We start from the raw sequence: 13,267 nt of genomic DNA, 5'->3' as shown, positions 1-13,267 counted from the left end.
AAAATGATAGGGCAGGGGTTTCTAGCGATAAAGCATGTAAAACGGCAAAACCTCATGAAGTGAATTCATGAATAAATTTCGTTACCCGTGGTCAGGATCACCCTTGCGATAGCGGATCGCGTCGATCACGACGGTCATCGCGCGCGAGAACTCGCGGCGGGTTGCATAGCACGCATGCAGGCCCGGGAACGTGGGACACCAGTCATCCAGCACTTTGACGAGGCGCCCCGCTTCAACGTGCGGCTGGGCAAGGTCCGCGGGAACATAGGCGAGGCCATAGCCCGACAACGCCGCAGCCAGCATCTGGTAGGTGCCGTTGAAAGCGAGTTGGCCGTCGACGCGAACCTGCACCTCGCGACGGCCTTTCTTCAACTCCCACGAGTAGAAGCTACCTAAAGTCGGTAAGCGAAGATTGATGCAGTTGTGTGCGGTGAGGTCTTGGGGCTTTTTGGGCGACGCGCGCGTCTTCAGGTACTGCGGCGTGCCGACAATCGCCATGCGCATGGCCGGCGCGAGGCGAACGGCGATCATGTCCCTGGCGACCTGATCGCCGTGTCGAACCCCGATGTCGAAGCGGTCTGCCACGATATCCGAGAGGCCATAGTCGGTGATGATTTCCACCTTGAGGTCCGGATAGTCATGCAGGACCGGTGCCAGCCTGGGCCACAGGATCGTCTCTGTCGCGTGGTCGGTTGCGGTAATGCGAATCGTGCCCGCAGGTTTGTCGCGGAACTCCGACACGGCCGCCAGTTCTGAATCGATCTCTTCGAAACGCGGTGCGACGGTCCGGATGAGCCGCTCGCCAGCCTCAGTTGGTGCCACGCTGCGCGTCGTGCGGGTCAGTAGCCGCATACCGAGCCGCGCTTCGAGCGCCCGGATGGTATGACTCAGGGCGGATTGGGATACACCGAGCTGCGCGGCGGCACGCGTGAAGCTGCGCTCGCGCGCGACGGCGATAAGTGCAAGTAGGTCGTTGTAGCTTTCGCGTCGCATTGATGAACTCACTTCATAGGTGTTTGCCGATTCTAGCCTCTAGTCGCAGACAGCGGGTCGCGATAGATTTCAGCCAAAGCGCGATGCGCTGATCGAATGACTTCAATGCGGGCCAGGCTACCGGAGATCCAGTCAATGAGGATATGTGCGATGGCAATACTGTCCCTGGCGCTCGGCACTGCTGCCTGCTCGCAACTCGAAAGGAAACCTGATATGTCCAGTCGGGATGCCTCGACCTCCACCCCCGCCTTCGCCGCGATGAGCAAAGTGTCGCCTGCGCTCGAGCAATACACGAACGAAGTGCTGCTGGGCGATCTGTGGAAGCGTCCGCAACTGTCTGCACGAGACCGAAGCGTCGTGACGCTCTCCGTGCTGACTGTCCGAAATCAGAGCACCGAGTTGCCGTTCTATCTCGATCTCGCGCTCGACAGCGGACTCAAACCCAGTGAAATCTCGGAGATCATCACTCACCTCGCGTTTTATTCCGGTTGGGCCAACGCCACCGCTGCTGCGAGAGTGACGAGTACCGTATTCGAGAGACGGGGAATCACTGCGGCACAGTTGCCAAGCTCGACCGTCGAGCTTCTTCCTCTCGACAAAGCCGCAGAGGCGCAGCGAGAAAGCACGGTGCAACAGAACTTCGGGATGGTGTCGCCTGGGGTCGTTCAATTCACCCGCGACACGCTGTTCAATGACTTGTGGTTAAGACCCGGTCTGGCACCACGGGATCGCAGTCTTGTCACCGTCAGCGCGCTGGTCGCATCGGGACAGGTCGCGCAACTCACCTATCACCTGAACCGCGCGATGGACAATGGCTTGACCGCGGAACAGGCTTCCGAAGTGATGACTCAACTGGCCTTCTATGCCGGTTGGCCCAATGTCTTTACAGCGCTGCCCGTTGTAAAGGACGTCCTTGCGCACCGCCCGGGTTGATGTCCCGCCACGGCGTGCCGCACCGATCGCCCGATATGCCGAGGTGATCGAATGACATCGTGGTCCACGGATGAGCTTGCGGCGATCGCGGCGAGCGACGATCTTCACGTGTCGCCATTGCGCGACGATGGTGTCACGCATGGCACGCCGACATGGATCTGGTCGGTCGTCGTCGACGGCGATCTCTACGTGGGCGCCTACAACGGCCTGGTATCCCGTTGGTATCAGGCCGCCCTGCCGCAGCGGGGCGGAAGAATTCGCGTTGCCGGCATGACGCGAGACGTGAGCTTCGAGTCAGCAGCGAATGCGCTCAATGACAGGGTCGACGACGCATACGGGATCAAATACCGCAACAGCTGGTATCTCAACTCCATGGCAAGCCGGCAGGCGCGTTATGCAACGGTCAAGATCTCTCCGTGCGGCGCGACCGCGGAGAACGCAGCGAACGTGACAACCGGTATGACACAAGGTAAGCCAGATGACTGAGAAATTGAACGGCGCTACACGGCTGTTTCCGATCATCGGCGATCCGATCAGATTCGTTAAATCGCCGCAGAAGCTGACTCGTGGCTTCGTCGCGCGAGGCCACAATGCGCTTTGCCTGCCCATGCAGGTTGCCAACGACGACCAAGACGTGGTCATGCGTGCATTGACGTTGACCGCAAACGTCGACGGACTGCTTGTCACGATGCCACATAAGCAGTCGGCGTTTGCTTATTGCGCCAGCGTTTCCGATACTGCACGGTTGCTGGGTGCGGTCAGCGTCATGCGACGGAACGCGGACGGAACGTGGCACGGCGACATGCTCGACGGGCTCGCGTTCGTAAAGGCCCAGACCGATCACGGTGCACACGTGAGTGACGGCCGGGCATTGCTGATCGGCGCTGGAGCGGCTGGGAGCGCGATCGCCATCGCTTTGCTGGAGGCAGGCATCAGTGAACTCATCATTCACGACGCTGACGAAGCTCGTTCGGCCTGGCTCGCCGGAAAACTTGGAGAGCCCGACCGGCGCCGCGTGCGCGTTGGTCCAGCCAATCCGACAGGATGCACCCTCGTGTTCAACGCAACCCCCATGGGGCTGCACGGAGATGATCCGCTTCCCCTGCGGCGCGATCTACTCGATGCGTCAATGTTCGTTGGCGACGTGATTGCCGGGCATGGAGTCACGCCGCTTCTGGCGGCGGCGCAAGCGGCGGGTTGCAAGACGGCGAACGGCGTTCAGATGGTCGAAGCCGTGCAGGAAATGATGCTTGTATTTCTGTTGGGTGAATAAATCCGACGCCGGTGGTTTGATCACCCACCGGGAAAAGCGCGCTTCGGCGTTGCCAGTTACTGCGAAGAGCATTTAGCGAACCCGCTCCGACATCGTGCCCTGTCTGAGTGTCCGGTCGCGGGATAGTTTCTGACGTTCATTGCTCGCCGGCAACTGGCCGAAGCGGGTCTCGAGCTGCCGGTCACAGGTTCACGAAGCTGATGTTGCGTCAGGCAGAGGCAGGCGTCGAACAATCCTCAACAAGGCCTGAGATTTGGCAACGATCTTTTCGGTGCATCGGCACAGACGCGCGATCCAACCAAGCCGCTTATGACGTGTTGCTTCGATGAAGCAATCATATAGCGCTGACTATCGGGCATCACCCTTACGGATGGCAAGCAGGTCATTGCGGAGGTCGGCCTCGCTGTTCCTCTTGATTTGTCTGTCCAGCATCTATCTGAATTGCTCATCATCCGAATATACCTGGCGATCTGCAAAGCAGAGACATAAGTGCCACCCTGAGCGTCGAAATGCCCGGCAATGGCCATGGTCCTTGAAAGCGGAAAGGCCAGGGACGATTTCGGAGATGCGAACCCCAGCATGCTGCCGACAGTGGGACGTTCCTGCCAGACGATGCTCACGGGATGATCAGATGTCACGAAGCCGCCGCCGTTCTCCGGTGCGATCCACAATCGCCATTGGCGGTCCCGCAGGTACGGGAAAATCTCGCGGTACATCGGGAGTTCCTGTTCGATGTGATGCATCGTCGCGAGTTCGACGGAGTATTGACCGTCGTCGACGTGGGCTTTTATGATTTCAAACGGAAAATCGCAACGCGCCCCTCTAGCTTTGCGTAGTCCTGTTCAAGCGCGTCTATCGGCAGGCCGTCGCGATCTACGCGATTGACATCGCGCTGGACTGCGACGTTTTCAGGTTACGAATGCGGTCTTTGATTCGAGGTCTATGGCGAGCAGCTTCGAATTCTTGCTCGAATTGCGGGCGAATGCCTTTCATTAGCATTGCGGGATGAAATTGTGATCCTGAGCGGTCATGCGCGTAATGCTCCGAGGTCTGGCGGAATAAGGTCAGGAGCGTGGAATCAATGTGCGGGATAGAGTAGGAAGGAGAACGCTATACGCGAAGTCGAACCAGTCTCAAGTCGCCGAACGATAACGCACCATCTCGCGAGCTAAAACATCCCTAAGAACCGCGGAGAAAGGCTCACCTGAATTTCATATCGACGGCGAATGCGATCGCTATGCGCGGCTTCCCGCCTCAGCTATCAACCATTCCTTGAAAGCAACGATCGGCGGAGCGCTTTCACTGCGTTTTTTGTGCACCAGGTAGTACGCAAGCTCGCAGCTCTGCGCGACATCGAACGGCTTCACGAGCTTCCCCTCTTTCAGGTCATGCTCGACGAGGGTCGTCCGTCCCGGCGCAACGCCGTTGCCCGAAATGGCCGTCTGGTAGGCGGCTGGAGAGTCGTTTATCCGGATGCCGCGATTGCAATCGACAACATTCCGGCAACCGGCTTTCTGGAGCCATGAGCGCCATGTTGGAAACACGCCCGACGACCGCATCGACGCATCATGAATCAGGAGATGGTGCTGTAAGTCGGCTGGCGTCTTCAATTTCTGTTTGCCGCGTAACAGAGCGGGACTGCACACCGGAAAAAACTTGTCTCTCAACAGGAACGTGGAGGTAAGTCCGGACCATGTGCCGGCGTAGCGAATGCCGACATCGACCCGGTCAGATGTAAAGTCGACGAGTCGATTGCTTGTATCGATGCGCAGGTCGTAATACGGATGCCGTTGCTGAAAGCGGTCCACGCGTCGCAACAGGCACTTGTCGGCGAAGGCGGCGGGAACCGTGACCGTGAATGCCTGCACGCTGCCACGGTCTCAGAAGAAGCCACGTCGGCAGCATCAGAATGCGCTGCGAGCCGACCGGAAGCAAGGCCGGGTGCGCTTGGACGCAGATACAAATATTTGGCGCCGAGCGGGTGTTGCAAACATGGGCGTGCGAGAGCAGGGGAAAACTATCCGTAAAAACAGAGAGTTAGGGCGCTGAGAACAGCTTTGTTTGCAAAGAGGTGGCAGAGAGATGGATCCAGTACAGGTTTATTTGCGAAATTCCGCCAAGACAGGTTTCTTTGCACCAGTTCAGGTTTCGTTTGCAAACAACCAATTCCACGCCCGTCCTTGCGTCCTGCTTCACCCGCCATCTGTTTTGTTTATCGCGATACGCGGAAAGCGGCTCGTGAAAAACTGCCGCAAAGGCCCGCCGCAGCGCCGTTCCGGGGCATCAGCAAGCTTCCATAAAAGCTATCTTCTGGTTAACGCGTAGTCCCAGAAAAGACGCAATCTCCGCTACCCTTCGAATTCAGTTTTCCCTGAAGCAAGCCCGCCCGGCGACGCATTTCGAAGGAGTAGCGCACATGGCACGGATCATTGGAGGCATTGCCGCCTCGCACACGCCGACTATCGGTTTCGCGTTCGACAAGAACAAGCGCGACGATCCCGTCTGGGCGCCAATCTTCGAAAACTTCGCGCCGCTCGCCGACTGGCTCGCCGAGAAAAAGCCTGACGTCATCATCTCGATCTACAACGACCACGTCACGTCGTTCTTCTTCGATCACTACTCGGCGTTCACGCTGGGCGTCGGTCCCGAATGGAGCGTCGCGGACGAAGGCGGCGGCGCGCGCGACCTGCCGCCGATCAAGGGTCATCCGGAACTGGCCGCGCACATCGGCACGTCGCTGATGAGCGACGAGTTCGACATGTCGTTCTTCCAGAACAAGCCGCTCGATCACGGCTGCTTCTCGCCCCTCTCGATGCTGTGTCCGCACAAGCCCGAGTGGCCGGTCAAGCTCGTGCCGCTGCAAATGGGCGTGCTGCAATTGCCGGTGCCGAGCGCGCGCCGCTTCTACAAGCTCGGGCAGGCGCTGCGTCGCGCCATCGAGAGCTATCCGGAAGACCTCAAGGTGGCGATTCTCGCGACCGGCGGCCTCTCGCATCAGGTTCACGGCGAACGCGCGGGCTTCAACAACACGGAGTGGGACGCGCGCTTCCTCGACCTGTTCGAGCGCGATCCCGAACAACTGGCGAACATGACGCTCGCTGAGTACGCGACGCTCGGCGGCTACGAAGGCGCCGAAGTCATCATGTGGCTCACGATGCGCGGCGCGTTGTCTTCGAATGTGGTGTGCAAGCATCGCAGCTACTACCTGCCGTCGATGGCCGGCATCGCCACGGCGATCTACGAAGGCGAGGGTAGCGAGACCAAGCCCGCGATCATCGAGCGTCATCGCCAGAAGATGGCGGTCGAGCTCACCGATGTCGAGAAGCTCGAAGGCACCTATCCGTTCTCCATCGAAACCGCCGTGCGCGCTTATCGCATCAACGATTACCTCCATCGCATGGTGGAGCCCGCGCATCGTGAAGCCTTCAAGGCCGATGAAGAAGCGAGCTTCGCAGCGGCCGGCCTTTCCGAAGAGGAACGCGACCTGATCCGCCGCCGCGACTGGCGCGGCCTGCTGCACTACGGCGTCATCTTCTTCATGCTGGAAAAGCTCGGCGCGGTAACGGGCATCTCGAACCTGCATATCTATGCCGCCATGCGCGGCGAAACTCTCGAGGAATTCCAGAAAACCCGCAATGCGCCCGGTGCGCTGTATTCGGTCGCGGGCAAGAGCGCCGACAAGCTCGACTGGGACCAGACCAAGAACTGAACGACACGTGGAGGAGACAGACATGACAAACGGTAAAACCATCGACATCAAGCGCTTCATCGACGAGCGCCCGATCTCCGCCTACCAGTGGCTGCTGGTGGCGCTGTGCTTTCTGGTCGTCGCGGCGGACGGCATGGACGTGGCCATCATGGGCTTCGTCGCGCCCTCGATCATCGCGGACTGGCACATCTCGCGGCCCGCGTTCGGGCTCGTCATGAGCGCGGCGCCGTTGGGCCTCGTGATCGGCGCGCTGGCGGCGGGACCGGCTTCGGACCGCATCGGCCGGAAGTGGGTGCTCATCACCTCGGTGTTCCTGTTCGGCGTGTTCACCATCGCGACCGCGTTCACGAACTCGCCCGCCAGCATGGCGTTGCTGCGCCTGCTGACCGGCATCGGCCTCGGCGCCGCCATGCCGAATACCACCACGCTGCTCTCCGAATACGCGCCGCAACGCAAGCGCGCGCTGCTCATCACGATCATGTTCACGGGCTTCAATCTCGGCTCGGCGCTGATCGGCTTCGTCGCGGGCGCGCTGATCCCGGTGCATGGCTGGCGTTCGGTGCTGATCTTCGGCGGCGCGTTGCCGCTCGTGTTGATCCCGCTGCAAATGTGGCTGCTGCCCGAGTCGGCGCGTCTGCTCGCCGTGCGCGGCGCGACCGCGCAACGCATCGGCAAGGTGCTGGGCCGCGTGTGCGGCGAGCGCTTCGACGGCAGCGAAACCTTCGTGTCGCAAGAGCCGCCGCTGCCCACCAAGAAGCCGATCGGCGTGCTGTTCTCGCACGGCTATGGTTTGCTGACCGCCGCGCTGTGGGTCACGTACTTCATGGGCCTGCTGGTGATCTACCTGCTGACGGGCTGGCTGCCGACGCTGATGAAGGACGCGGGCCTCACGGTCTCGGCGGCCGCCAACGTCACCGCGATGTTCCAGATCGGCGGCACGATCGGCGCGATCCTGGTCGGCTGGATCATGGACCGGGCGCGGCCCGCGCCGGTCATCAGCGCCGCCTACCTCGGCGGAGCGATCTGCGTGCTGGGCCTGGCGTGGATCGGCGCGCTGTCGTCGTCGCTCGCGGTGCTGGTGTTCGCGGCGGGCTTCTGCATGAGCGGTGCGCAGACCGGCCTCAACGCCTTCGCGCCGAGCCGCTATCCGACCGTCGCGCGCGCCACCGGCGTGAGCTGGATGCTCGGCATGGGCCGCTTCGGCAGCATCTTCGGTTCCGCCTTCGGCGGCGCACTGCTGGGCCTCGGCTGGGAATTCGGCGCGATCCTCGCGATGCTCGCCGTGCCCGCGACGCTCGCCGCTATTTCGATTCTGGTCGCGCAACGCACGCACGTCGACGAAGCGCACGCGCAGACCACCGCAGCACACTAGTTCCAGGAGCAATCACGGATGATCATCGACATACACGGTCACTACACCACCGCGCCCAAGGCGCTCGAAGCATGGCGCAACCGGCAGATCGCCGGCATCAGGAGCCCGGCGGAAAAACCCGCCGTCTCGGAACTGCGCATCAGCGACGACGAACTGCGCGAGTCGATCGAAAGCAACCAACTGCGCCTGATGCGCGAGCGCGGCCTCGACCTCACCGTGTTCAGCCCGCGCGCGAGCTTCATGGCGCATCACATCGGCGACTTCGAGGTGTCGAGCACGTGGGCCGCGATCTGCAACGAGCTGTGCCATCGCGTGAGCCAGTTGTTTCCCGACTCTTTCGTGCCGGCCGCGATGCTGCCGCAAAGCCCGGGCGTGGATGTCGCGACATGCATTCCCGAACTGGTGAAGTGCGTCGAGCAATACGGCAACGTGGCGGTGAACCTGAATCCGGATCCGTCGGGCGGACACTGGACCAGCCCGCCGCTCTCGGACCGCAGCTGGTATCCGCTGTACGAGAAGATGGTCGAGTACGACATCCCCGCGATGATCCACGTCAGCACGAGCTGCAACGCGTGCTTCCACACCACCGGCGCGCATTACCTGAACGCGGACACCACGGCGTTCATGCAGTGCCTGACGTCCGACCTGTTCCGCGATTTCCCGACCCTCAAGTTCGTGATTCCGCATGGCGGCGGCGCGGTGCCGTATCACTGGGGCCGCTTCCGCGGTCTCGCGCAGGAACTGAAAAAGCCCTTGTTGAAGGATCATTTGCTCAACAACGTGTTCTTCGACACCTGCGTGTATCACCAGCCGGGCATCGACTTGCTGACGCGCGTGATTCCCGTCGACAACATCCTGTTCGCGAGCGAGATGATCGGCGCGGTGCGTGGCATCGATCCGGAAACCGGGCATTATTTCGACGATACGAAGCGCTATGTCGAGGCCGCGCAGATCGAGCCTGAAGCGCGCTACAAGATTTACGAAGGCAACGCGCGCCGCGTATATCCGCGTCTGGATGCGGCGCTCAAGGCAAAGGGACGTTGATCATGTTTGAACTGGGAGTGGTGTATCGCAACATCGAACGCGCGGATGCGGAAGCCGCCGCGAAGCTCTGTGCACTCGGCTCGGCCACCGTGCATGAAGCCATGGGGCGCGTCGGCTTGATGAAGCCGTATATGCGGCCGGTTTTCGTCGGCGCTCAGGCCAGCGGCACGGCGGTAACGGTGCTGCTGCAACCAGGCGACAACTGGATGCTGCACGTCGCGGCCGAACAGATCCGGCCCGGCGACATCGTGGTCGCGGCCTGTACGGCGGACTGCACGGACGGCTTCTTCGGCGACCTGCTCGCGACCAGCTTCAAGGCGCGCGGCGCGACGGGGCTCATCATCGACGGCGGGGTGCGCGACGTGCGCGTGCTGACCGAGATGAACTTCCCGGTCTGGAGCAAGGCCATCTCGGCCAAGGGCACCGTGAAGGCGACGCTCGGCTCGGTGAACGTGCCGGTGGTCTGCGCGGGCGCGCTGGTGACGCCGGGCGACGTGATCGTCGCGGATGACGACGGCGTCGTCGTGGTGCCGGCCGCGTCCGCGCGTCAGGTGCTCGACAAAGCGTCCGCGCGCGAGGCGCTCGAAGCCGGAAAGCGCGAGAAACTCGCGAGTGGCATACTCGGGCTCGACATGTACAGCATGCGCGAGCCGCTCGAACGGGCGGGTCTGCGCTATATCGACTGATTCGAGCAATGACCGATGTTGCATTGAACGGCCTTTCGTCGATGGCCACGCGCCGTCTGCTCGACGAGCTTGCCGCGTCCTTCACGGCGCACTCGGACCGGCGCGTCGTCATCGGGTCCGTGGGCGGCGTGGCGGCGCGCAAGCGCGTCGAGGAAGGCGAGGCGATGGATATCGTCGTGCTGGCGTCGAACGTGATCGACCAGCTCGCTGCGGCGGGTCACGTCGATCCGCAAAGCCGCGTGCCGATCGCGCTCTCGGGCGTGGCGGTCGCCGTGAAGGCAGGGGCGCCGCATCCGCGCATGCACGATGAAGCCGACGTGCGCGAAGCGGTGCTGGCGGCGCGCAGTATCGGTTATTCGACCGGTCCGAGCGGCGTCTATCTGACGCAGTTGTTCGAGCGCTGGGGCATTGCCGAGCGTATCGCGGCGCGCTGCGTGCAGGCGCAGCCGGGTGTCGCGGTCGGCACGCTGATCGCGCGTGGCGACGTGGAACTGGGATTCCAGCAGATGAGCGAGATGATCGGGATCGCGGGCATCGATGTGCTCGGCATGCTGCCGGCCTCCATCCAGACGCTTACGGTCTTCACGGGTGCAATCGCGGCCACGGCGAGCGCGCCCGGACTCGCACGCGAGTTTCTCTCCTACGCCGCTTCTCCCGAAGCGGACGCCGTCAAGGCGCGTCACGGCATGGAGCCGGTCCGATGAGCACGCAACTGAGCGAACGCTGTCGTGCGCAGCTTTATCGCTTGCGGATGGCGACGCCTGCCGCGCTGGTGATCTTCATCCTTGCCGAGAACCGCGAGAGCGCGACGCGCCGGGCGCGCACCGCGTTGTCGATGCTGCGCGACGTACCGCTGCATGAATCGCGCGTGGAAGAGGCGTTGTCGTTCGCCGAACTGGCCCGGGCGGGCGTCAGCGAGGATCGCGATCTGCGCGTGTTCGAAGACAGTTCGCACGACGGCACGGTGAACGCCTGGCTCACCGCGCCGCTGTTTCTCACCAACGACGGATCGCTGCTTGGCAAGTGGGCCGAGCTGTATGCAGACCTCGCGGCGCAAGCGGCCCGCGCTGCGATCCGCAAGGCACGCTAGCCGAAGCGTTGGTCACTCGGCGACGGCGTAGCGTTCGAGCCAGTGCGCGTACGGCGCAGGCAGCGCCCACGACGGCTTCTCGACCTTCAACTGCTTCGCCGCGTGATACGGCCAGTGCGGATTCGAGAGATGCGCGCGGCCGATCATCACGAGATCGAGCTGGCCGGATGCCACCGCGTGTTCCGCGTTCGGCGGCGAATCAAAACCCCATGCGGACGCCACCGGGACCTCGGCTTCTTGTCGCACGCGTTGCGCCACCGGCCCGAGGAATGCCGGACCCCACGGAATGCTCACATCCGGCGTCGAGAAGCCCACGCTCACGCTCATCAGGTCGAGTCCCTTGCCGCGCAGCGTCTTCGTCAGTTCGATCGATTCCACGAGCGTGGCTTCGTCGCGGCCGTCGTATTCGATCACGCCGAAGCGCGCCGTCAGCGGCAGGTTCTCTGGCCAGACATCGCGCACGGCGTCGAATGTCTCGACGATGAAGCGGCTGCGGCCGGCCAAGTCGCCGCCGTATTGATCGTCGCGCTGATTGGCATCGACGGAGAAGAAGCTCTGCGCGAGATAACCGTGCGCAAAGTGCAGTTCGAGCCATTCGAAGCCGGCCTCACGGGCGCGGCGCGCCGTGGCGGCGAAGTCCGCCTTCACGCGCGCGATGTCGTCCAGCGTCATCGCGGCGGGCACCTTCGGCAGACCGCCGCCGAACGCCACCGCCGACGGCGCGATCGTGTCCCAGCCACGCGAATCGCCGGCTTCGATGTGGTCGTCGCCTTCCCACGGACGGTTCGCGCTTGCCTTGCGTCCCGCATGCGCGATCTGGATGCCGGGCACCGCGCCCGCCGCCTTGATGGCCGACGCAATCTGCTTCATGCCTTCGATCTGCGCATCGTCCCAGAGGCCCGTGCAGCCCGGCGTGATGCGTCCTTCCGGCGACACGGCGGTCGCCTCGACGATCACGAGGCCCGCGCCGCCGCGTGCAAGGCTCGTGTAATGCGCGAGGTGCCAGTCGTTGACGAAGCCGTCGATGGCGCTGTACTGGCACATCGGCGGGATGGCGATGCGGTTGCGCAACGTGACGTCCTTCAATGTGAAGGGAGTGAAAAGTGCTGACATCCGGAATTCCCTGAAAGCGATCGAGTGAGTTGAGGCATCCGAGATTACCCTTACCTCGTTATAATTAAAACTATCCGACGATTATCGCTTCAATAAGATTTCGTAATGCTCAATCCGCAGTGGCTTCGTACTTTCCTTGCGCTCGTCGAACTCGGCAACTTCACGCGCGCGGCTGAACGGCTGGATCTGACCCAGGCCGCCGTCAGCCAGCATCTGCGTCACCTCGAAGATCAGCTTGGCTTGCTGGTGGTGCGCCGGCCGCGTGGCATCGAGCTGACGCCGGCGGGCCGCGCGCTGCTCGACTATTGCGGCGAGATGGAACTGGCCGACCGGCGGCTCACATCGCGCCTGTCCGACCAGGAAGACGAAGCGGGTGAAGTTGGACTGATTACGCCGGGCAGCATCGGGCTGGTGCTGTTTCCGTTGCTGCTCGACCTGCAACAGCAACGGCCCGAATGGAAAATGCGGCATCGCTTCGCGCCGGATTCCGAAGTGCTCGACGCCGTGCTGGAAAGCCGCTACGACCTCGGCATCGTCGCGCTGAAGCCGGACGATCCGCGTCTTGCCGCAAGCCGTTTCATCGAGGAGCCGCTGGAACTCGTCGTGCCCGCGCATGAAGACGTGCACGAATGGAGCGATCTGGAACGGCTCGGTTTCATCGACTATCCCGAAGCGCACGCCACCGCCAGCCGTCTGCTGAGCCGGCGCTTTCCGGGCAATCCCGGCGTCGGCAGTCTGCGGCGGCAGGGCTTCAGCAATCAGATCAGCCTGATCCTCGAATTCGTCGCGCGCGGGCTCGGCTTCACCGTGATTCCGCGTTACGCGCGCATTGCGTTTGGCCGGGAGGAGGAGATCGGCGTCATGGAGTGCGGCGCGCCGGTCATCGATACGCTATGGCTCATTCATCGCGCCGAATGGCCGCTGCCCGCACGTTGCGCGCGCACGGTGGAGTACTTGCGGGAGCGCGTCTCCGTGCCGGTCATCAAGTGCGAAGCGAAGCGCAAGCGCGTACTCAAGGTCTGAAAGCAGACGCGGCCCGCGTTTCCTTCGGAAC

The 13,267-nt window shown here is 62.5% G+C and carries 14 protein-coding genes; 10 read left to right on the top strand and 4 right to left on the bottom strand.

Translation table 11 applies throughout. The annotated features are described in order from the left end of the window. Positions 1-81 precede the first annotated feature (81 nt). Positions 82-993 (bottom strand): LysR family transcriptional regulator, encoded by a 912-nt coding sequence (locus QCE69_RS26915; RefSeq protein WP_169497449.1) that lies wholly within the window; start codon positions 991-993, stop codon positions 82-84. 150 nt (positions 994-1,143) lie between these two features. Between QCE69_RS26915 and QCE69_RS26910 the strand changes: the two genes are divergently transcribed. From QCE69_RS26910 to QCE69_RS26900, 3 genes are read left to right on the top strand one after another with little or no spacing between them, the layout of a single operon-like run. After that, the gene (locus QCE69_RS26910; protein ID WP_409021235.1) at positions 1,144-1,926 is read left to right on the top strand and encodes a carboxymuconolactone decarboxylase family protein; all 783 of its coding nucleotides are present in this window, start codon (positions 1,144-1,146) and stop codon (positions 1,924-1,926) included. 51 nt (positions 1,927-1,977) lie between these two features. Beyond that, positions 1,978-2,412: a DUF2255 family protein gene (locus QCE69_RS26905; protein ID WP_309933937.1), complete on the top strand. Its 435-nt coding sequence runs from the start codon at positions 1,978-1,980 to the stop codon at positions 2,410-2,412. Further along, positions 2,405-3,199, top strand: a complete 795-nt coding sequence (locus tag QCE69_RS26900) for a shikimate dehydrogenase (protein WP_309933936.1) — start codon at positions 2,405-2,407, stop codon at positions 3,197-3,199. The genes QCE69_RS26905 and QCE69_RS26900 overlap by 8 nt, the downstream gene beginning before the upstream one ends. Positions 3,200-3,435: 236 nt before the next feature. Here the strand turns inward: QCE69_RS26900 and QCE69_RS26895 are convergent, their stop codons facing one another. Both QCE69_RS26895 and QCE69_RS26890 read right to left on the bottom strand, forming a co-directional pair. Further along, positions 3,436-3,942, bottom strand: a complete 507-nt coding sequence (locus QCE69_RS26895) for a DUF4238 domain-containing protein (RefSeq protein WP_309933934.1) — start codon at positions 3,940-3,942, stop codon at positions 3,436-3,438. A 492-nt stretch (positions 3,943-4,434) separates the two neighbouring features. Beyond that, positions 4,435-5,067, bottom strand: coding sequence for a LysR substrate-binding domain-containing protein (locus tag QCE69_RS26890; RefSeq protein ID WP_309933932.1), 633 nt, complete (start codon positions 5,065-5,067; stop codon positions 4,435-4,437). A 548-nt stretch (positions 5,068-5,615) separates the two neighbouring features. Between QCE69_RS26890 and QCE69_RS26885 the strand changes: the two genes are divergently transcribed. From QCE69_RS26885 to QCE69_RS26860, 6 genes are read left to right on the top strand one after another with little or no spacing between them, the layout of a single operon-like run. After that, complete coding sequence (locus tag QCE69_RS26885; protein ID WP_309933931.1) at positions 5,616-6,908, top strand: gallate dioxygenase; 1,293 nt, start codon at positions 5,616-5,618, stop codon at positions 6,906-6,908. 22 nt (positions 6,909-6,930) lie between these two features. Continuing rightward, complete coding sequence (locus QCE69_RS26880; RefSeq protein ID WP_309924941.1) at positions 6,931-8,280, top strand: aromatic acid/H+ symport family MFS transporter; 1,350 nt, start codon at positions 6,931-6,933, stop codon at positions 8,278-8,280. 18 nt (positions 8,281-8,298) lie between these two features. Then, positions 8,299-9,324 carry an amidohydrolase family protein gene (locus QCE69_RS26875; RefSeq protein WP_309933929.1) on the top strand — a complete coding sequence of 342 codons (1,026 nt, stop codon included), beginning with the start codon at positions 8,299-8,301 and terminating at the stop codon, positions 9,322-9,324. Between the two features lie 2 nt (positions 9,325-9,326). After that, positions 9,327-10,010, top strand: a complete 684-nt coding sequence (ligK, locus tag QCE69_RS26870) for a 4-carboxy-4-hydroxy-2-oxoadipate aldolase/oxaloacetate decarboxylase (protein ID WP_309817634.1) — start codon at positions 9,327-9,329, stop codon at positions 10,008-10,010. 8 nt (positions 10,011-10,018) lie between these two features. Further along, a complete protein-coding gene (locus tag QCE69_RS26865; RefSeq protein ID WP_309933927.1) occupies positions 10,019-10,714 on the top strand; it encodes a substrate-binding domain-containing protein in 696 nt (231 codons plus the stop codon). Next, positions 10,711-11,100, top strand: coding sequence for a hypothetical protein (locus tag QCE69_RS26860; RefSeq protein WP_309933925.1), 390 nt, complete (start codon positions 10,711-10,713; stop codon positions 11,098-11,100). Before QCE69_RS26865 ends, QCE69_RS26860 begins: the two co-directional genes overlap by 4 nt. A 12-nt stretch (positions 11,101-11,112) precedes the next feature. Here QCE69_RS26860 and QCE69_RS26855 read toward each other — a convergent pair whose 3' ends face one another. Further along, positions 11,113-12,213, bottom strand: coding sequence for an NADH:flavin oxidoreductase/NADH oxidase (locus tag QCE69_RS26855; RefSeq protein WP_309933923.1), 1,101 nt, complete (start codon positions 12,211-12,213; stop codon positions 11,113-11,115). Positions 12,214-12,318: 105 nt separating this feature from the next. Here QCE69_RS26855 and QCE69_RS26850 point away from each other — a divergent pair, with 105 nt between their 5' ends. Next, positions 12,319-13,236, top strand: coding sequence for a LysR family transcriptional regulator (locus QCE69_RS26850; protein WP_309924933.1), 918 nt, complete (start codon positions 12,319-12,321; stop codon positions 13,234-13,236). Positions 13,237-13,267: the final 31 nt, after the last annotated feature.

It is taken from the genome of Caballeronia sp. LZ032 (genome assembly GCF_031451315.1).
Taxonomy (GTDB): domain Bacteria; phylum Pseudomonadota; class Gammaproteobacteria; order Burkholderiales; family Burkholderiaceae; genus Caballeronia.
Note: the sequence above shows the minus strand (reverse complement) of the source record. Positions and strands in the feature narration are given on the sequence as shown.

Excerpts from the sequence above, each read along its gene's own strand:
- QCE69_RS26915 (WP_169497449.1), bottom strand. The coding sequence starts at position 993 with ATGCGACGCGAAAGCTACAACGACCTACTTGCACTTATCGCCGTCGCG.
- QCE69_RS26910 (WP_409021235.1), top strand. The coding sequence starts at position 1,144 with ATGGCAATACTGTCCCTGGCGCTCGGCACTGCTGCCTGCTCGCAACTC.
- QCE69_RS26905 (WP_309933937.1), top strand. The coding sequence starts at position 1,978 with ATGACATCGTGGTCCACGGATGAGCTTGCGGCGATCGCGGCGAGCGAC.
- QCE69_RS26900 (WP_309933936.1), top strand. The coding sequence starts at position 2,405 with ATGACTGAGAAATTGAACGGCGCTACACGGCTGTTTCCGATCATCGGC.
- QCE69_RS26895 (WP_309933934.1), bottom strand. The coding sequence starts at position 3,942 with ATGCATCACATCGAACAGGAACTCCCGATGTACCGCGAGATTTTCCCG.
- QCE69_RS26885 (WP_309933931.1), top strand. The coding sequence starts at position 5,616 with ATGGCACGGATCATTGGAGGCATTGCCGCCTCGCACACGCCGACTATC.
- QCE69_RS26880 (WP_309924941.1), top strand. The coding sequence starts at position 6,931 with ATGACAAACGGTAAAACCATCGACATCAAGCGCTTCATCGACGAGCGC.
- QCE69_RS26875 (WP_309933929.1), top strand. The coding sequence starts at position 8,299 with ATGATCATCGACATACACGGTCACTACACCACCGCGCCCAAGGCGCTC.
- ligK (WP_309817634.1), top strand. The coding sequence starts at position 9,327 with ATGTTTGAACTGGGAGTGGTGTATCGCAACATCGAACGCGCGGATGCG.
- QCE69_RS26865 (WP_309933927.1), top strand. The coding sequence starts at position 10,019 with ATGACCGATGTTGCATTGAACGGCCTTTCGTCGATGGCCACGCGCCGT.
- QCE69_RS26860 (WP_309933925.1), top strand. The coding sequence starts at position 10,711 with ATGAGCACGCAACTGAGCGAACGCTGTCGTGCGCAGCTTTATCGCTTG.
- QCE69_RS26855 (WP_309933923.1), bottom strand. The coding sequence starts at position 12,213 with ATGTCAGCACTTTTCACTCCCTTCACATTGAAGGACGTCACGTTGCGC.
- QCE69_RS26850 (WP_309924933.1), top strand. The coding sequence starts at position 12,319 with ATGCTCAATCCGCAGTGGCTTCGTACTTTCCTTGCGCTCGTCGAACTC.